The organism is Bradyrhizobium sp. UFLA05-153, from assembly GCF_054185185.1.
The window spans coordinates 1-16927 of sequence record NZ_JBBIAM010000071.1 but is presented as its reverse complement, the minus strand read 5'-3'; the positions used below and the strand labels follow the sequence as shown (position 1 = coordinate 16927).

The window sequence follows — 16927 nt, the reverse complement described above, 5'->3', positions numbered from 1 at the left end:
CCTGATGAGCGAGTGGCTGGCTCTCCACTGGATCGAATTGTCGTTCGGTTTCGTGTGCGGAGTCATCTGCTCGCTAACCAGGCTTTTTTGGGAGAGAGTCTTGTTCGCGGGCGGGCTTGTCTTGGCGATCTACGTCCTGATGGTTCGCGCGGTGGCCCATGCCGGATTCAGGTGGGACAACGAAATTGCCGCCCTTTGCCTGCTGGGCGCATTCCTCGGATGCTTTGTGCGTCCGGTGCTGGACCTGCTCTATCGGAGGGCAAAGGCCCCGTAGCCCGGATTTCGCTGCAAGCGTAATCCGGGCTGAATGCATCCGCGGGTGACGACCCCGGATTGCGCTTCGCTCCATGCGGGCTACAAGTTGATCGCGATCGATACCGGGCTTCGGGGGGAGTGAATGCGGCGTGCGTTGTTGATGATGTCAGCCTGGCTGCTGACGACGCCGGCCGCTGCCGAAACCTTGTCGTGGGAGGGCGTCGGTCCGGTCCGCCTGGGCATGGACGTGAAAGCGGCCGAGCAAGCGCTGAAGACAAAGCTGCTGCCTCGGCAACTCCCCTTCGAAGATGACCAATGCTACGTGACCTGGCGCGCCGACGGACAGGACCCGGGCCTGGGTTACGTCATTGAGCACGGCAGGATCACCGTCATCCAGGTTTATAACTCGGATGGGAAGGTGCCTCAGGTGGCTGACACGCACGGCCTTGGAATTGGCGCCACGGAGGACGACATCCGTGTTGCTTATGGGCAGGTGAAGAAGACTTTGGGCTTCTATGATCGCGGCGGAAGCGATACGGCCGACACCAAGACAGAGCAGAATCCGAAGAGCGCGACGAGCGAATATTCTCCTGAATATCTGATCGAGGTGGAGAGTCTCGACCACAAACGCTCCATCCTCTTCAACACGCAGGCCGGCAAAGTCATTTGGCTGTCGACGGGTTTCAAGCCCATGGTCCTTGAGCCAGAGCCCTGCCAGTAACTTTGAAGCTTGGATATTATCGCTGATCGAACGGCACCTTCAGTTCGCTGATCCGCTCGAACGTCTTCTCCGCGAGGCAGCCATACGCCCAGGTTCGGCTTCCCGAGCCGCCGGGCTGTCCCACGACGCCCCAACACTCGGCTTCGCGATAGCCTTCCCAAGCCTTCTGACTCGCGGCAATCCGCTCGGCCCAGCTGGAGCCCGGCGGCAACGGATTTTGCGCCCGCGCTTCGGCTTCCCGAACGGTCTTGTCCTCGATCGTTTGCCGATAAAGTTGGTCGAGCTCGGCCTGCGCTGCGCGATAGAGATCGTGGAGGCAGTCGCGCTGCTCGGCATTCGACCTGCGATCGAAGCAGCCCTTCACGCCAACGTCCTCGGCGATCGCCTGGCCGCGTGAGGCCAACAGCAGGATCACGCCGATGCAGAAAATGCCGATCGAAGCCTTGGTCAGTGCAGCCTCCCTCGCGCGGTGATGGCGTCGGCCGGTGCCATTTGTGGTCGCCACGTGCGAGCCGGTTCACCGGGAGGGGTACTATTCGTTGTGCTGCCCAGGCCGGCAACACACACCACCGCTACTTTGCATGGGGTTGATTTCGATAAAACGGGCTTCATTTCGATAAAAAAGAAATCACTTGTGCCGTCGGGCAAATCACCTGTACGACTTGGCACGAAGCTCTCGTGCCCCGGACGCAGCGCAGCGGCTTCCCTGGCGATGCGAAGCATCGTCCAGAAGCGGTGCGCTGCAGAGCCGGGGCCCATGTTGCAATGATCCGCGTGGCGGCGTGGGTCCCGGCTCTGCGCAGCAACGCTGGCGCGTTGCAGCGCGTCCGGGACACGGGAGTTCGGTGCACTTGCGCCCACCCGCTGCGCTCTCGCGACACGGAATATTTCCGCGCTTGCCAAGGCCGCCGCAGCGCGTCAGAAAAACCTTGCAAGAAGAAACGCCAGCGGAGACTCGACTTGACCATCAAGGGCAAGGCCTACATTGCCGGGATTTTTGAGCACCCGACCCGGCATGCGCCGGACAAATCCACCGCGCAGCTCCACGCCGAGGTCGCAAAGGGCGCGATCGAGGATGCCGGGCTCAGCAAGGACGACGTTGACGGCTATTTCTGCGCCGGCGATGCGCCCGGCGGCGCCTGGCCGATGGTCGATTATCTCGGCCTGAACACCAAGAAGCTGCGCCATGTCGATTCCACCGAAACCGGCGGCTGTTCCTACATCATTCATCTCGGTCACGCGGCCGAGGCGATCGCTGCGGGAAAATGCTCGGTCGCGCTGATCACGCTCGCCGGCAAGCCGCGCACCGGCCCGATGCCGCCGCGCGCGGCCGGCGCCGAGCTCGATTTCGAGTCCGCTTATGGCGCGACCACCCACAATGCCTATGGCATGTGTGCCATGCGCCACATGCACGACTATGGCACCACCTCAGAGCAGCTCGCCTGGATCAAGGTCGCAGCCTCCCATCACGCGCAATACAATCCGCATGCGATGCTGAAGGACGTCGTCACCGTCGAGGACGTGCTGAACTCGCCGATGATCTCCGATCCGCTGCACCGGATGGATTGCTGCGTCGTCTCCGACGGCGGCGGCGCGCTGATCGTGACGACGCCGGAGATTGCCAAGAGCCTGAAGAAGCCGCAGGTGCGCCTGATCGGCCATGGCGAAGCGATGAAGGGGCCACGCGGCGGCAAGGATCTCGATCTCACTTACTCCGCCGGCGTGTGGTCCGGCCCGCGAGCCTTCGAGGAAGCGGGCATCACGCCGAAGGACATCAAATACGCCTCGATCTACGACAGCTTCACCATCACGGTGCTCATGCAGCTCGAGGACCTCGGCTTCTGCAAGAAGGGCGAGGGCGGAAAATTCGTCGCCGACGGCAATCTGATCTCGGGCGTCGGCAAGCTGCCGTTCAACACCGATGGCGGCGGCCTCTGCAGCAATCATCCCGTCAACCGCGGCGGCATGACCAAGATCATCGAGGCCGTCAGGCAGCTGCGCGGCGAGGCGCATCCGAAGGTGCAGGTGCCGAATTGCGATCTCGCCATCGCCCACGGCACCGGCGGATTGTTGGGCGTCCGCCATGCCGCCTCGACGGCCATTCTGGAGCGCGTGTGATGAGCGAAGCGAAGAAGTATCCAGCCCCGGTGACAAACGCGGAGACCGCGCCGTTCTGGGAAGCGGCTCGCCAAGGCAAGTTCATGATCAAGCGCTGCACGTCTTGCGGCGAAGCGCACTACTTCCCGCGCGCGATCTGCCCGTTCTGCTTCTCCGACAAGACGGATTGGGAGGAGAGTTCGGGTGAGGGTACGATCTACACCTACAGCCTGATGCGGAAGTCGCCGACCGGGCCCTATGCGATCGGCTATGTCACGCTGAAGGAGGGCCCGTCGCTCCAGACCAACTTCGTCGATTGTGATCTGACGACGCTGAAGATCGGGCAGAAGGTGAAGGTGGTGTGGAAGTCCACCGACGGCGCACCGCTGCCGTTCTTCACGCCGATCTAGCTTCTTCCCTTCTCCCCTTGTGGGAGAAGGTGGCGCGCAGCGCCGGATGAGGGGTATCTCTCCGCGGGGAGAGTTTCTGTGTGGAGGCAAACCCCTCACCCAAAAGAGTTCGCGATACTGTTCTCGCAGCCCTCTCCCACAAGGGGAGAGGGTACATCGACGGGCGCCGCCGTTCGCGGAGCCGGAGGAAATCGAAAAACATGCCCGCCAGATATGAAGAGCTGAAGAACCTCAAAAACCTCGGCCAGAAATACGCCTACAGCGATCGCGAGGTGATGCTGTACGCCTATGGCATCGGGCTCGGTGCTGATCCCATGGACGAGAATGAGCTCGCGTTCGTCAACGAGGGCACGCTGACCCCGCGGCCGCTCAAGGTGGTGCCGACGTTTGCGTCCGTCGCGGCGTGGGGCTCGGGGCCGGGCGAGATGAATCTGAACCGCGTCATGGTGGTCGATGGTGAGCGCGACATCACCTTCCACCAGCCGCTGCCGCCTGCGGCTCACATCACCGCCGACTCCTCGGTGCTCGAGGTCTACGACAAGGGCAAGGACAAGGGCGTGGTGATCAGTCACCAGACCGTGCTGAAGAACGAGAAGGGCGAGAAGCTCGCGACCCTCGTCGCTTCGCGCTTTGCCCGCGGCGACGGCGGCTTTGGCGGGCCGAACCTGACCCAGCCCGATCCGCACAAGATCCCGTCGCGCGCGCCTGATAGAACTGTCGACATCTCCACGCGCCCCGACCAGGCGCTGGTCTATCGCCTCTGCGGCGACCGCAACCCGTTGCACAGCGATCCCGAGTTCGCCAGGAAGGCCGGCTTCCCTCGGCCGATCCTGCACGGCATGTGCACTTACGGCATCACCTGCCGCGGCGTGCTCCAGACCTATGCCGACTACGAGCCAAGTGCCTTCCGCCAGCACATCGCGCGGTTTTCGTCGCCCGTCTATCCTGGCGAGACCGTGACCATGGACATGTGGAAGGACGGCAACGTGATCTCCTTCGAAGCGAAGGTGAAGTCGCGCGGCGTCACCGTGATCAAGAACGGCAAGACGGTGCTGGGTTAGCTGATCTCCGTCATTCCGGGGCGCGCGAAGCGCGAACCCGGAATCTCGCGCCACACCTCTGGATTCCGGGTTCAGCGCTGCGCGCTGCCCCGGAATGACAACAAAAAACAGGGAGAAGCCACCATGGGACTACTCGACGGCAAGGTTGCGCTGATCACCGGCGCGGGCGGCGGGCTCGGTGAGGCCTACGCAAAGCTGTTCGCGCGGGAAGGGGCGGCGGTCGTCGTCAACGACCTCGGTGGTCCCCGTGACGGCTCCGGCGCCGACAAGTCGATGGCGCAGCAGGTGGTCGACGCGATCAAGGCCGAAGGCGGACGTGCGGTCGCCAACGGCGCCGACATCTCCACCATGGAAGGCGGTCAGTCCGTGTTCGACGACGCCATCAAGCACTTTGGCCGCGCCGACATTCTCGTCAACAATGCCGGCATTTTGCGCGACCAGACGTTTGCCAAGGCTGCGGAAGCCGACTGGGATACGGTGATCAAGGTGCATCTGAAAGGCACCTTTTGTTGCACTCTGCCGGTGTTTCGCTGGATGCGGGAAAATGGCGGAGGCGTCATCGTCAACACCTCCTCGACCTCCGGCCTGATCGGCAATTTCGGCCAGACCAATTACGGCGCGGCCAAGGGTGGCATCTGGGGCCTGTCCAACGTGCTGGCGATCGAGGGCCGCAAATACAACATCCGGATCTGGACGCTGGCGCCGGGCGCGCTGACCCGCATGACCGCAGACCTGCCCCGCTATAAGGAGAACCCCTCGGCGGCGCTCGGGCCGGACGGCATCGCGCCGGCCGTGTTATACATGGTCAGCGATTTGTCGGGCGACCAGACCGGCAAGGTGCTGGGCGTATCCGGGCCCCGCGGCGTGCGCGAAATGCGGATGATGGAGATGGAAGGCTGGAAACCGCCGCACACGGGCTGGAAGGCCCGGGACATCGTCGATCACGCCACGGAGATCTTCTTCTCCGAGGAGGAGATCAAGAAGTCGGCGCGGCGGTTTTAGGCCATGGTCGTTCCGTGGCGATGCGAAGCATCGAACCCGGAACCTAGAGATTCCGGGTTCGGCTCTGCGAGCCGCCCCGGACTGACGAACAGAGGATAAGGACTTATGAAACTGACCGCCGAAGCCAGGGGCACCTTCGCGATCGCGCCGACGCCGTTCCATGATGACGGCCGGATCGACGAGCGCTCGATCGACCGCCTGACCGATTTCTACGAGCAGGTCGGCTGCGAGGGCGTCACCGTGCTCGGCATTCTCGGTGAGGCGCCGAAGCTCGATGCCGTCGAGGCCGAGCAGGTGGCGGTGCGCTTCGTCAAGCGGGCGAAGAAGATGCAGGTGATCGTCGGCGTCTCCGCGCCGGGCTTTGCCACCATGCGCTCGCTGGCGCGTGCCTCGATGGATGCGGGGGCCGCCGGCGTGATGATTGCGCCGCCGCCGTCCTTGCGCACCGACGATCAGATCACCGGCTATTTCAAGCAGGCGGCCGAAGCGATCGGGCCCGACGTGCCGTGGGTGCTTCAGGATTATCCGCTGACGCTCTCCGTTGTGTTCACCCCCGCAGTGATCCGCAAGATCGTCATGGACAATCCGAACTGCGTGATGCTCAAGCACGAGGACTGGCCGGGGCTAGAGAAGATTTCGACCTTGCGCAACTTCCAGAAGGACGGCTCGCTGCGGCCGCTCTCGATCCTTTGCGGCAATGGCGGCATGTTCCTGGACTTCGAGATGGAGCGCGGCGCCGACGGTGCAATGACCGGCTATGCCTTCCCCGAGCTCCTGATCGACGTCGTGCGCCTCTCCAAGGAAGGCAAGCGCGATGCCGCGCATGATCTGTTCGACGCCCATCTGCCGCTGATCCGTTACGAGCAGCAGCCGGGCGCCGGCCTTGCGGTGCGCAAATACGTGCTCCAGAAGCGCGGCATCATCGCCTCCAGCGCGCAGCGCAAGCCCGGCGCGACCATCACGCCGGCGGCGAAAGCGGAGGTCGAGTATCTGCTGTCGCGCGTGGCCCGCATCGACAAGCGCGCCAATCTCCAGCCGCAATCGAGCGCAGCAGGTTAGTTGCATGCTTGAAGCCGCTGCATCACGCCCTGCGTCCACGATCCTCCTGCTGCGCGACGGCGCAGCCAAGGAGGTCGAAGTCTTCATGATGGTGCGTCACCATCAGATCGAGTTCAACTCGGGCGCGCTGGTGTTTCCCGGCGGCAGCGTCGATGCCGGCGACAAGGAGATCATCGCGCGGCCTGCGCTTTACGCGGGCGGCGAGGGGCTTTCGGAAGACGATCTCGGCTTCCGGATCGCCGCGATCCGCGAGACGTTCGAGGAGAGCGGCATCCTGCTGGCGCGGGACAAGGGCTCCTCCGCGCCGGTCGACGCCAAGCGTGCCGGCGCGATCGCGGACGCTCATCGCGTTGCGCTCAACGAGCACAAAATCAGCTTCCTCAGCATCCTCTCTGACAACGGCCTCCAGCTTGTGCTCGATGCTCTGGTGCCCTATGCGCACTGGATCACGCCGGAGGGCATGCCAAAGCGCTTCGACACCTGGTTCTTCCTCGCCGCCGCGCCGCCCGATCAGCTCGGCGCCCATGACGGAAGGGAGTCGACGGATTCGATCTGGGTCTCCCCGCGCGAAGCCGTGGCGGGCGGCGATAGCGGCCGGTTCAAGTTGCCGTTCCCGACGACACGCAATCTGATCCGGCTCGCCAAGCAGCCGACGGTGACGTCCGCTCTCGAGCATGCCCGCGGCATGTCCATCGTCACGGTGATGCCGGTGATGACGAAGACTGAAACGGGCCGCCAGCTCCGCATCCCCCGCGAGGCCGGCTATGACGGGGAGGTGTTCGAGGTCGGCGCCCTCGGCTGATACACTTCGATAGGCGACGAACTATTTTTGCTGGCGGCGCTGTAGAGTCCGCTCCGGTCATATCCGGACGGAACGCGCGCCATGGACGCCTCACAGCGGCAATCGACGATCACCTTCGAGCTCGCATTGCTGCTCCTGCTTGCGACGCTCTGGGGCGGCTCCTACACCTTCATCAAGCTCGGCGTCGCCACCATTGCGCCGATCACGCTGATCGCGGCGCGCACCGCGATCGCGGGCACGCTGCTGCTGATGGTCATGCGCCTGCGCGGCATCGCCATGCCGACTGATCCTGCGACCTGGCGCCGCTTCGCCTTCCAGGCCTGCCTCAACAGCGTCGTTCCGTGGACCCTGATCGCCTGGGGCGAGCGCTATGTCGATGCGGCGCTCGCCACCATCCTCAACTCGGCCGCGCCGATCTTCACCTTCCTGTTCACGGCCCTTGTGACCCAGCACGAAACCACCACGGCGCGAAAACTGTTCGGCGTCGTCGCCGGGATGGCCGGCATCTGCCTGATCGTCGGCGTCGATGCATTCCATGACATCGGCCGCGGCCTCGCCGCCGAGACTGCGATCGTTGCGGCAACGCTCTGCTACGCTTGCGCGGCCATCTTCGGCCGCGGCTTCAAGGGGCTCGATCCGATGGCGCCCGCCGCAGGCTCGCTGCTTGCGGGCGCCGCGGTGCTGATGCCCGCCTCGCTCGCCATCGAGCAGCCCTGGACGCTGTCGCCCTCGGCAGGTTCCGTCCTCGCGCTGCTGGCGCTCGCCGTGTTTTCGACCGCGGCGGCCTTCGTAATCTATTTCCGCCTGATCCAGACCCTCGGCTCGGTCGGCACCACGGCGCAGGCCTATCTGCGCGTGCCGATCGGTGTTGCCATCAGCGTGGCGTTCCTCGGCGAGAGCCTGAGCCGGACGGCGTGGATCGGGCTCGCCTCAGTCGTCATCGGCGTCGCCGCCATGACCATCCCGGGAAGCGCTGCGCGGATGGCTAAGGTATCGTAAAAACCGGCCCCGCCGGCCGGTCGAGGCATGTTCCCCCGGGGGTGGAATACGTCGTATATTGGGGCCGTATGGAGTCCGGTCCTGACCAAATGCCTGCCGAACTGATGCCGAATTCGCACCCGAAGCGAGCGTTTTCGCTCTCGATCGGCCAACTGACATTCGGCAGCTTCATTCTGGTGCTGGCCGTGATCATCGTCACCTCGACCGCGAGCGTGATCGCGATCCGCCACATCGATTCGACCTTCGCCGAGCTCCAGCGCCTGCAGAGCGTCGGCGACCTTGCCGAGGATATCGACCGCCGCATGAACGAATTGCGGCTGGCCGCACGTGATTTCGTCACGGACCCCGGCGCCGGCATCCAGTTCAAGCAGGTCGGGGAAGCCGCCTCCACCCTGAGCGACATCCTGAAGAAGACCCGTATCGAGCTCGCTCCCGAGCAGCAGGACATGATCGATGGGGTCACCGAGCGCCTTGCGACCTATCGGAGCGGGCTGGACCGGATCTCGACCCTGATCGATCGCCGTGCCCAGCTGCTCGCCGGTCTGCCGCCGCTGCGCGAGGCGTTCGACACGGCCGTTGCCGAAACCGGCGATCGGGAGCTCGCGTCCCGGTTGTCGGAAGCTCAGAGCCGGATCGCGCTCGGCTTGCTGGCGCGCAATCCGTCGGCCGCCGAGCAGGCGGCGCAAGGCATGCGGACCTTGACCATCGCCGATGCAAGGCTGAGATCGGCGGTCAACAACTATTCCGAAGCCATCATCGCCGTCGCGGTCCGCGAACGTCAGATCGCCGATATCGACAGCGAAGTGCTGGGGACCGAGGGACGGCTGATCGGGCGCGTCACCGAGTTGCTGCGCGAGGTCAGCGCGCGACGCGGGCACGTGCTGTCGCGCGATTTCGCCCGGACGCTCGCGGAGGCGAGGTGGCAGAGCATCGTGCTCGGCACCATCGGCGTGCTGATCGGCATCATTGCCGCCGGTTTCGTGGTGCGCCGGACGGTGCGTCCACTGGCCCAGATCGCGCGCTCGATCCGCGCGCTTGCGGCGGGCGAGAAGAACACGTCCATCCCGTCCGCCGATCTCGACAACGAGATTGGCGACATTGCGCGCGCCGCGGAGGTGTTCCGCCGTGCGCTGGAAGAGGCAGACACCGCGCGCGAGGCGGCGGTTCGCGCGCTCACCGAGCAGCGCCTCGCGGAAGAAAGCTATCGCAAGCTGTTCGAGGGCTCGGTCGACGGCATTTACGTTACCACGCCGGCCGGCGATCTCCTCAATGCCAATCCGGCGCTGGCGCGGATGATGGGCTATGACAGCCCTCACCACCTCATCGACAGCATCAACGACATCGCGCACACCATCTACGTCCATGCCGAGGCGCGCGAAGAATATCAGCGCCTGATGGAGCGCGACGGCATGGTGCGCGAGTTCGAGTACCAGGTGCGCCAGCGCAGCGGCAACATTCTGTGGCTATCCGACAGCGCGACCGGCGTCCGCGACGAGGAGGGCAGGATCGTGCGCTACGAGGGTACGCTGCGCGACATCACCGACCAGAAGCGCGCGGAAGACGCCATCGCCGAAGGCCGGCGGCTGCTGCAGCAGGTCATCGACACCGTGCCGGCTGTCATCAACGTGAAGGACCGCGATCTCTGCTACGTGCTGATGAACCGCTATATGGCGGGCATCTTCGGCATCGAGCCCGGTGACGCGCTTGGTCGTACCACCGCCGACCTGATGTCGCGCTATGGCGCGGCCAAGACCGACGAGAACGACAAGCGGGTGCTGAAGTTCCGCAAGGGTCTCGGCTTCTACGAGGAGGAGTACGAGGATTCCTCCGGCAACATGCGGCAGTGGCTGGTCAACAAATTGCCGCTGCTCGATGCCGATGGCGAGATCGAGCGGATCGTCACCGTGGCGCTCGACATCGGCGAGCGCAAGCGCGGCGAGCAGGAGATGCGCAAAGCGAAGGAGGCCGCCGAAACTGCGCTGCGTAATCTGCGCGAGACCCAGGCCTCGCTGATCGAGGCGGAGAAGCTTGCCGCGCTCGGGCGCCTGGTCGCGGGCGTCGCGCATGAGGTCAACAATCCCGTCGGAATCAGCCTGACGGTGGCGTCCGCGCTGGAGCGCAAGACGGCGGTGTTCTCGGCCGAGGTCGAGCGCGGCGAGCTGCGCCGCTCGACACTCAACGACTATCTCAACACCAGCCGCGATGCGTCTTCGCAGCTCGTCGCCAATCTCAACCGTGCCGCCGAGCTGATCCAGTCGTTCAAGCAGGTGGCCGCCGACCGGAACTATTCGGATCAGCGCAGCTTTGATCTTGCCGATCTCACAGAGCAGGTGGTGCTGAGTCTGCGACCGGGCCTGCGTAAGCACAACCTGACGCTCAATGTCGAGTGCCAGCCCAACCTGATCATGAACAGCTATCCCGGCCCGTACGGCCAGGTGCTGACCAACCTGTTCCTCAATTCCGTCGCGCACGCCTTTCCGGACGGGCGGCCAGGCCTCATCGACATCCAGGTACGCGAATCCGGCAAGGACAATGTCGAGATCATCTTCTCCGACAATGGCTGCGGCATGTCGCTCGACGTCCGCCGCCGTGCCTTCGATCCGTTCTTCACGACGCGACGCGACCAGGGCGGCACCGGCCTCGGCCTGCACATCGTCTACAGTATCGTCACCAACCGGCTTGGCGGGCGCCTTGATCTCGACTCCGAGCCGGGCGGCGGTACGCGCATCCAGATGATCCTGCCGCGCGTCGCGCCGCTGGAGCAGGCCGCGGAATAGCGCGTCGCTAATCGATGTCTGCGAGCTTGCGCAGCGTGGCGCCAAAGATCAGGCTCGCCTTGCCGACGAGCGCGGTTCCCGTCATCTCCGCGCGCAAATCGGTGAAGATGCCGCTGACGCCGATGCCGACCGGCGCTGGACCGCCGAACAGGGGATTGTCGTCGCCGCGCGGAGAGGTGTGCCGCTGTACCAGCACCTCGCCCTTGAAGGTGTTGTCCCTCACCGTGTAGCTGCCGGTGTAATAGAGATAGGCATCGCCGCCGAGAATTTGACCGTCGCGAAACAGGATTACGCCGCTGCCCTTGCCGACGCGTCCATCGAGCAGCGTCACGTGAATCGAATAAAGACCATTCTTCATGACGTCCCGCGGCCGGCTGCCTTCGCCCCGTGGCGCGCCGGTCCGATGTTTATGCCAAAGCGCCATCCTTCGTGCAACGCGGGAGTTCGCCCGCGGCCCGGGCGCCAAGCCGTAGTTGTCCCGGCTTGCGCATGACAGGGGTATGACGGCCTCATAAAGCAGCGAGGCCATGTGAAGCGAATCAAGTTGGCCCGCGAAATGCATAAACCCTAGTTGCACCGGCCGCGGGGTGCTGGAGCAAGACGAACGTGATCAACTGGATCAATTCCGGCGGCGATGAGCCGCGTCTATGCAGTGCGCATCTAGACAATGTCAGTTGTGAAGCAAGCCGTTGTGAACCCGGTCATGGGCAGATCGGCCGTTCAACGCGCTGGAGACGCGCGGCGAAACTCGGTTGTGCCATACTCCTGGTGGCGCTTGCGGCCCCCTTCGGGCACGCACGCGACCGCGGCCAATTCGTCAACACCAATGCCGAATTGAAGGCCTGGTTTGACGGCTTGCGCAGTGGCAAGGGGCCGTGTTGCTCCGACGCCGACGGGTCGGCGATCTCGGATTCCGACTGGGAAAGCAAGGACGGGCACTATCGTGTCCGCGTGCCGCGCTATGGCTTCATGATCTACGGCCAGCAGCAGGAGCTGGTGTGGGTCGATGTCCCGGAAGAAGCCGTGATTTCGGAGCCGAACCGGGTCGGGCGCACCATGGTATGGCCGATCTACGGCTACATGGGTGTCACGATCCGCTGCTTCATGCCGGGCAGCATGACCTGACGATGTCCGATCCAGCGTAGCTCGGAGGAGCTACGGTGGATGGATTGGGTGATGTTGCACGCCGCAGGATCAGGTGTATTTCTTGTCGCGCTCGAGTAGCTCGACTGAAATACCTTCGGGGCCGCGGATGAAGCAGACGCGAACACCGGGCCGGATCGTCGTCGGTTCGCGCGTGAACTCAACGCCCTTCGCCTTCATCTCGGCGGCGACGGCATCGATGTCCTTCACCGTGACGCCGAAATGGTCGAGGCCCTGATGGGGATGAGGCGGGGGCGGGTTCATGGGCTTGCCGGGCTCGAGCGGTGCAATGAAGATGTTGGCGCCGCCGAGCTTGACGTCGATGCGCGCCGGGCCGCGCACGATTTCGCCACCCAGCACGTCCCGCAGCCAAGCCGCCGCCGCCTCCGGATCGGGGCTGCGCAGATGGACATGATCCCAGGTGACTACAGGCATTTCATTCCTCCCGTCGGGCTTTGCGGCGTCGTGGTCATGTTAGCGGTCCCCTCGGTCGATCGCCACTTGCGCATTCCTGTTACCCGAGATTCTGCTGCCCACGGGAACCCAAATCTGGCTTGTGGGTTGAAGGATTGGTCTAGGCAAGCGCCGCGGGACGACCGTATTGGCGCGCCAGGGAGGAAGACGGCAGGCGCGAGACGCGCGTCGTCGCATATCGGGTGACGCATCCATGCTCGCAAGGCTCTATCGCGTCGATCTCAACGGTCTCGTCAAACTCGGTGCGTTGCTGAGACCGGCGTTCTCAGTGAGGCGAAGAAGCCCGTTGTGGCTTGCGGCAGCGGTGCTGGTCGGCGGAGGCGCCTGGGGGCTGATGTCCGCGTCCGAAGGCAATGAGAGCGACAGGATCGAGTTGGCAACCGTCCAGCCGGAGCCTGCGCAGTCTGTGCCACCGGCAGCAGCAACGACCGAGGCATCAGTGCCGGCCGGGCTCGATCGCCTGCGGATTTCGTCGCAATCCTGGCGCCGTGGCGGGCTCGGATCGCGGGCGCTGGTCACCTTCACGCTGCGAAATGACAACGACTACGCCGTGAAGGATTTGGAGATCGTCTGCGCCTTCACCCGCCGTGACGGCAGCCATCTCACCGATCGCAGGCGCGTGCTTGCCGAAACCGTAAACATGAAAAGCCGCAAGACTTTTGCGCATGTGCCAATCGGCTTCGTTAACGTGAACGCCAGTCAGGCCAAGTGTTCGCTCGCCGCGGCGCGACGTGTCTAAAGGCGGTTTGTCGCGGTAGCGGAAAAGTTACCGTCACGCCGCCGATCACGAAAAAAGTTCGCGTTGTCGTTGAACCGGACGGGCGGCACAGGAACCAATTAAAGGATCGCCGGTTGAGGCGAAGGGCCCGTGTGCTGTTGTGCGGGTGGAGCGCTGCCAGATGCCCATCCTTCGGTATTTTGTGTTCGTCGGCGGCGCATTGCTTGCGCTGCTATTGGTCGTGAATCTCGCGCTGCCCGAAGGGCCGGTCGGCCAGAGCATCGTGACATCCAGCAACGAGGCGCCGCTGATCCGGATACGCTCGGATCGTAAGCTGCCGGAACGTGTGGTGCTCGATACCAGCCAGCCGAGGGTTGCATCGACCGCGCCGGTGAATACTGCGAGCGTTGCTCCGCAGCCGCCCGCCCAGCCGAACGTCTCCCCGGCAGGCGAAATGTCAGCCAAGGCAAGGGTTCGCGAATCCTTCGCCCAATTCGTCCCGACGGAACCGAAGGGCGATGCGGCGTCGGTCAAGAAGCCGGTCCAGCCGAAGCGCAAGGTCGCCAGGCGGTCTCCGCAGCCCTACTACTATGGGCAGCCGACTTATTATGGTTTTGGCCAGCCGACATTTGGCAGGCCGATGCGCGTGGCGCAGCAGCCCTATTTCGGCCTCTTCAACACGACCTGGTGAATGTCCTTCGACCTGCCCGGATGGGGCAGGTGGGGCTTTTGCTCGCCAAGCCTCTCTGCTAATCCCAATGCATCCGAACGGTCGGGCGCCCCAGCCCGACGAAACTCGGAACCCGCCCGGTCCCGGGCAGGATGCGCTCGTAGCTCAGCTGGATAGAGCATCGGATTTCGATTCCGAGGGTCGGGAGTTCGAATCTCTCCGAGCGCGCCAGTAAAATACAAGCAAATTCAGGATGGTACATAGATTTCAGGCGACGGATTTTCGCTGCTGGCAGCGCGGAAAATTGCCCTTTGGGTCCACTTTTGATGCTGTGGACGGCTCCTCCACGGGCACGAGAGTGCCAAGGAGTGGGCGCCGTTTGAGGCTCCCACGATTCGGAGGAGCAGCCTATGCAGTCAATTTCGACGATTGGTCTGGATATCGCGAAGTCGGTCTTTCAAGTGCATGGCGTCGATGGAACCGGTCAGGTGGTGATCCGCCGCCAGCTCAAGCGCCGTTTCGTGCTGTCCTTCTTTGAGAAGTTGTCGCCGTGCCTGGTACGAATCGAGGCTTGCGCGTCATCCCATTATTGGTCCCGCGGACTGCAGGCGTTGGGGCATACCGTGCGGTTGATGCCTCCCGCCTATGTGAAGCCCTACGTCAAGCGGCAGAAGAACGACACCACCGATGCGGAGGCGATTTGCGAGGCGGTCACGAGACCCAACATGCGGTTCGTGCCGACCAAGACGGTCGAGCAATAGAGCGGCCTGATGCTTCATCGAGCGCGCCGGTCGATCCGGCGATCAGGACAACCCACAGCGACTCGGTGGCCCGCGCGGGCGAATCCTAAGGATCGTTGCCAACGAAGGCGGTCGGAGCCACGAGGTGAGGGCGCGCTGAAGGTGTCGGGCTTTGCGACTTGGTGCCCATCGAGATGATTAGGCTATCATGGCCTAACAGCCGGTGTTTTTCCTCAGCTGGAGAGCGGAACGCATAGCGCGAACCAGCTCCGCGATAACGGCAGCTCTCACTCCAGAACCTCATACTCGAACGCCACGCCCTCGGGGTCGTTCTCTTCGAACCATTTCTCGGCGGCTTCCACATCGGCGAACACGTTGTGGTCCTTGTCGCCGACCTGCTTGGCGGTGTTAACGAAGACGAAGACGATCACAGTTCTCGCTCCACCGCCGGATGGCTGCGGTTCTTCACCTTGTATGGGGCTTTCCTTGTCAAGGGTAAACTTCCTCACACGCTGCTCTCTATCCACTTGTCGAGTCCCTCCGGTTGCTTGGGTGTCAGCAAGGCGCTTCCTTCCATTCTCGGCATGAAGGGCCCCCCTTGCTTGGCCGCGCTGAGCGGTCAATCCCCGCAGCCCGCAAGGGGCACGCCTTTTGGCGCGCGGGATTGACGGCGAAAGCGCGTGCCGAGCGATAATGCGCCATTCCAAGAATGGCCTGGCGGCGAAGTTCACGATCTTCATCTTCACACGCCGTTGGCGTCGTCTTACCCGTAAGCATGACGTCACGTGTACAGCGGCATTGGCACCGGCGACAAAATCCGAGGCGAGCTCGTTATCAGGCGCTGATCGCGCCGCAGCCTTGTATTCGGTCGACCCTTCGAGGATCGCACCATGATGCAATCATGCGCATCGGCGGCGAGCTCCGGGGCGGCGGGTCCATCCTTGATCGCGGCTTGAAAGCCATTGTGAAAAGCGAATCACCACCGCCTCGGATCGTCATCGGCAGACCACCTACACGGCCCGCCAAAACTGCCGTGCTGTTATCTGATCTCCTTTCCCCCTTCGAAGTATCGGTTATGACGCAGGACGCAGGACAATGCCGTCCGACATTTCGCCTGTTGTGACCAGACGCCAGAGTGCAATGAGCAGCTTGCGCGCCAACGCAACGATCATGGTCTTGCGCGTGTTACCGCGCCCGTCGGCCGTTCGGGTTTGAAACCATTGAGCCAGGGCGCTGCCCTCTTGGAACCTCAGACAACGCCACGCCAATCGAATCATACCGGTGCGGACGCGAGCGTTACCGGCGCGGGCAAGACCCTTCTCACGCCGGCGTTTGCCGCTCTCGTCCGGGGAGCCGGTAAGACCGGCGTAGCGAGCGACCGCCTTACGGTCGCGGAACTGGCGCGAGAAGACCTCGTTAACCAGCATGTCTGCGGTCTCAACGCCGATGCCGACGACCCGTGCGATAAGATGGACCATTGCGTGTGGGCTTTTCTTTTTATCGCGGTCAGCTTCGAGCTTCTGCAGGCGTGCTTTCTCGATCGCTCGGATTTGCTCACGCACCATGTGCAGACGTGCGAGGTGACGAAACAGCTCTGCACGGGTGTTTTCCGGCAAAAGTGATCCTTCCGCCGAGTGCAGCTCTTTGAGTTGTTGCTCGGCTTTGCGCAATTTCAGCCGAAACCTACGAATGCCAAAGCGGGTGAGGATCGCCTTGATTTGGTTTCCGATCCGCGTCTGCTCAGTGACGAGGCTGTCTCGCTCACGGTTCGGCCGTTTGGCATCCTCCTCTTCGATCGTTGGGATCGCGACCATGCTGCAGTGACGCTTCTCTCCGCGCAGCCATCCAAGTAAGGCGCGCAGCAGCAGTTCCGTATCGAGGCGATCTGTCTTTGCGCGTCGATGTTCGCGTGGCACCGCAATGCTATTAGGGTGGATCACATGAGCCTCAACACTGCGGATGCGCAGCCAGCGGGCCAGCCAAAAGCCATCGCGTCCGG

18 protein-coding genes, 1 tRNA gene and 1 pseudogene are annotated in these 16927 nt (G+C 63.5%); 15 read left to right on the top strand and 5 right to left on the bottom strand.

Going from position 1 to position 16927, the window contains the following annotated elements:
- Positions 1-4: 4 nt before the first annotated feature.
- A complete protein-coding gene (locus Q2941_RS32295) occupies positions 5-274 on the top strand; it encodes a hypothetical protein (RefSeq protein WP_458194940.1) in 270 nt (89 codons plus the stop codon).
- A gap of 123 nt (positions 275-397) precedes the next feature.
- Complete coding sequence (locus tag Q2941_RS32290) at positions 398-976, top strand: hypothetical protein (protein WP_458194939.1); 579 nt, start codon at positions 398-400, stop codon at positions 974-976.
- Positions 977-992: 16 nt separating this feature from the next.
- On the opposite strand, the gene Q2941_RS32285 is transcribed toward Q2941_RS32290, so the two are convergent.
- Positions 993-1481 (bottom strand): lysozyme inhibitor LprI family protein, encoded by a 489-nt coding sequence (locus Q2941_RS32285; protein WP_458194938.1) that lies wholly within the window; start codon positions 1479-1481, stop codon positions 993-995.
- Positions 1482-1936: 455 nt separating this feature from the next.
- On the opposite strand from Q2941_RS32285, the gene Q2941_RS32280 reads away from it, so the two are divergent.
- The 8 genes from Q2941_RS32280 to Q2941_RS32245 all read left to right on the top strand — a co-directional run bounded on the left by Q2941_RS32280 (position 1937) and on the right by Q2941_RS32245 (position 11183).
- Positions 1937-3094, top strand: coding sequence for a thiolase domain-containing protein (locus Q2941_RS32280; protein WP_027525988.1), 1158 nt, complete (start codon positions 1937-1939; stop codon positions 3092-3094).
- Complete coding sequence (locus Q2941_RS32275; protein WP_458194937.1) at positions 3094-3483, top strand: Zn-ribbon domain-containing OB-fold protein; 390 nt, start codon at positions 3094-3096, stop codon at positions 3481-3483. Before Q2941_RS32280 ends, Q2941_RS32275 begins: the two co-directional genes overlap by 1 nt.
- 200 nt (positions 3484-3683) lie before the next feature.
- Positions 3684-4544, top strand: a complete 861-nt coding sequence (locus Q2941_RS32270; protein ID WP_458194936.1) for a MaoC family dehydratase — start codon at positions 3684-3686, stop codon at positions 4542-4544.
- A gap of 123 nt (positions 4545-4667) precedes the next feature.
- Positions 4668-5546 carry an SDR family oxidoreductase gene (locus Q2941_RS32265; protein ID WP_458194935.1) on the top strand — a complete coding sequence of 293 codons (879 nt, stop codon included), beginning with the start codon at positions 4668-4670 and terminating at the stop codon, positions 5544-5546.
- Positions 5547-5651: 105 nt separating this feature from the next.
- A complete protein-coding gene (locus Q2941_RS32260) occupies positions 5652-6605 on the top strand; it encodes a dihydrodipicolinate synthase family protein (protein WP_458194934.1) in 954 nt (317 codons plus the stop codon).
- 4 nt (positions 6606-6609) lie between these two features.
- Entirely contained in the window at positions 6610-7407 is a 798-nt protein-coding gene (locus tag Q2941_RS32255; RefSeq protein WP_458194933.1) for an NUDIX hydrolase, read from the top strand.
- 81 nt (positions 7408-7488) lie between these two features.
- Positions 7489-8406 carry a DMT family transporter gene (locus Q2941_RS32250; protein WP_458194932.1) on the top strand — a complete coding sequence of 306 codons (918 nt, stop codon included), beginning with the start codon at positions 7489-7491 and terminating at the stop codon, positions 8404-8406.
- Positions 8407-8495: 89 nt separating this feature from the next.
- Positions 8496-11183: a PAS domain S-box protein gene (locus tag Q2941_RS32245; protein WP_458194931.1), complete on the top strand. Its 2688-nt coding sequence runs from the start codon at positions 8496-8498 to the stop codon at positions 11181-11183.
- Positions 11184-11190: 7 nt separating this feature from the next.
- On the opposite strand, the gene Q2941_RS32240 is transcribed toward Q2941_RS32245, so the two are convergent.
- Positions 11191-11541: a GrlR family regulatory protein gene (locus Q2941_RS32240; RefSeq protein WP_027525981.1), complete on the bottom strand. Its 351-nt coding sequence runs from the start codon at positions 11539-11541 to the stop codon at positions 11191-11193.
- 248 nt (positions 11542-11789) lie between these two features.
- Here Q2941_RS32240 and Q2941_RS32235 point away from each other — a divergent pair, with 248 nt between their 5' ends.
- Positions 11790-12308 (top strand): hypothetical protein, encoded by a 519-nt coding sequence (locus Q2941_RS32235; RefSeq protein WP_027525980.1) that lies wholly within the window; start codon positions 11790-11792, stop codon positions 12306-12308.
- Between the two features lie 69 nt (positions 12309-12377).
- Here Q2941_RS32235 and Q2941_RS32230 read toward each other — a convergent pair whose 3' ends face one another.
- Positions 12378-12761, bottom strand: coding sequence for a VOC family protein (locus Q2941_RS32230; protein ID WP_027525979.1), 384 nt, complete (start codon positions 12759-12761; stop codon positions 12378-12380).
- 232 nt (positions 12762-12993) lie between these two features.
- Here Q2941_RS32230 and Q2941_RS32225 point away from each other — a divergent pair, with 232 nt between their 5' ends.
- The 4 genes and pseudogenes from Q2941_RS32225 to Q2941_RS32210 all read left to right on the top strand — a co-directional run.
- Entirely contained in the window at positions 12994-13539 is a 546-nt protein-coding gene (locus Q2941_RS32225) for a hypothetical protein (protein ID WP_035663915.1), read from the top strand.
- 160 nt (positions 13540-13699) lie between these two features.
- Positions 13700-14209, top strand: coding sequence for a hypothetical protein (locus Q2941_RS32220; RefSeq protein WP_458194930.1), 510 nt, complete (start codon positions 13700-13702; stop codon positions 14207-14209).
- Positions 14210-14342: 133 nt separating this feature from the next.
- A tRNA-Arg gene (locus Q2941_RS32215) sits at positions 14343-14419 on the top strand.
- Positions 14420-14598: 179 nt separating this feature from the next.
- Positions 14599-14946 (top strand): annotated as a pseudogene (locus Q2941_RS32210) (IS110 family transposase); the annotation flags it as partial.
- Between the two features lie 269 nt (positions 14947-15215).
- Here Q2941_RS32210 and Q2941_RS32205 read toward each other — a convergent pair.
- Both Q2941_RS32205 and Q2941_RS32200 read right to left on the bottom strand, forming a co-directional pair.
- Complete coding sequence (locus tag Q2941_RS32205) at positions 15216-15359, bottom strand: hypothetical protein (protein WP_458194929.1); 144 nt, start codon at positions 15357-15359, stop codon at positions 15216-15218.
- Positions 15360-16001: 642 nt separating this feature from the next.
- On the bottom strand, positions 16002-16927 hold a 926-nt coding region (locus tag Q2941_RS32200; protein WP_458194928.1), incomplete at its 5' end, for an IS110 family RNA-guided transposase.

Excerpts from the sequence above, each read along its gene's own strand:
- Q2941_RS32270 (WP_458194936.1), top strand. The coding sequence starts at position 3,684 with ATGCCCGCCAGATATGAAGAGCTGAAGAACCTCAAAAACCTCGGCCAG.
- Q2941_RS32265 (WP_458194935.1), top strand. The coding sequence starts at position 4,668 with ATGGGACTACTCGACGGCAAGGTTGCGCTGATCACCGGCGCGGGCGGC.
- Q2941_RS32255 (WP_458194933.1), top strand. The coding sequence starts at position 6,610 with ATGCTTGAAGCCGCTGCATCACGCCCTGCGTCCACGATCCTCCTGCTG.
- Q2941_RS32245 (WP_458194931.1), top strand. The coding sequence starts at position 8,496 with ATGCCTGCCGAACTGATGCCGAATTCGCACCCGAAGCGAGCGTTTTCG.
- Q2941_RS32240 (WP_027525981.1), bottom strand. The coding sequence starts at position 11,541 with ATGAAGAATGGTCTTTATTCGATTCACGTGACGCTGCTCGATGGACGC.
- Q2941_RS32275 (WP_458194937.1), top strand. The coding sequence starts at position 3,094 with ATGAGCGAAGCGAAGAAGTATCCAGCCCCGGTGACAAACGCGGAGACC.
- Q2941_RS32220 (WP_458194930.1), top strand. The coding sequence starts at position 13,700 with ATGCCCATCCTTCGGTATTTTGTGTTCGTCGGCGGCGCATTGCTTGCG.
- Q2941_RS32295 (WP_458194940.1), top strand. The coding sequence starts at position 5 with ATGAGCGAGTGGCTGGCTCTCCACTGGATCGAATTGTCGTTCGGTTTC.
- Q2941_RS32225 (WP_035663915.1), top strand. The coding sequence starts at position 12,994 with ATGCTCGCAAGGCTCTATCGCGTCGATCTCAACGGTCTCGTCAAACTC.
- Q2941_RS32260 (WP_458194934.1), top strand. The coding sequence starts at position 5,652 with ATGAAACTGACCGCCGAAGCCAGGGGCACCTTCGCGATCGCGCCGACG.
- Q2941_RS32250 (WP_458194932.1), top strand. The coding sequence starts at position 7,489 with ATGGACGCCTCACAGCGGCAATCGACGATCACCTTCGAGCTCGCATTG.
- Q2941_RS32230 (WP_027525979.1), bottom strand. The coding sequence starts at position 12,761 with ATGCCTGTAGTCACCTGGGATCATGTCCATCTGCGCAGCCCCGATCCG.
- Q2941_RS32290 (WP_458194939.1), top strand. The coding sequence starts at position 398 with ATGCGGCGTGCGTTGTTGATGATGTCAGCCTGGCTGCTGACGACGCCG.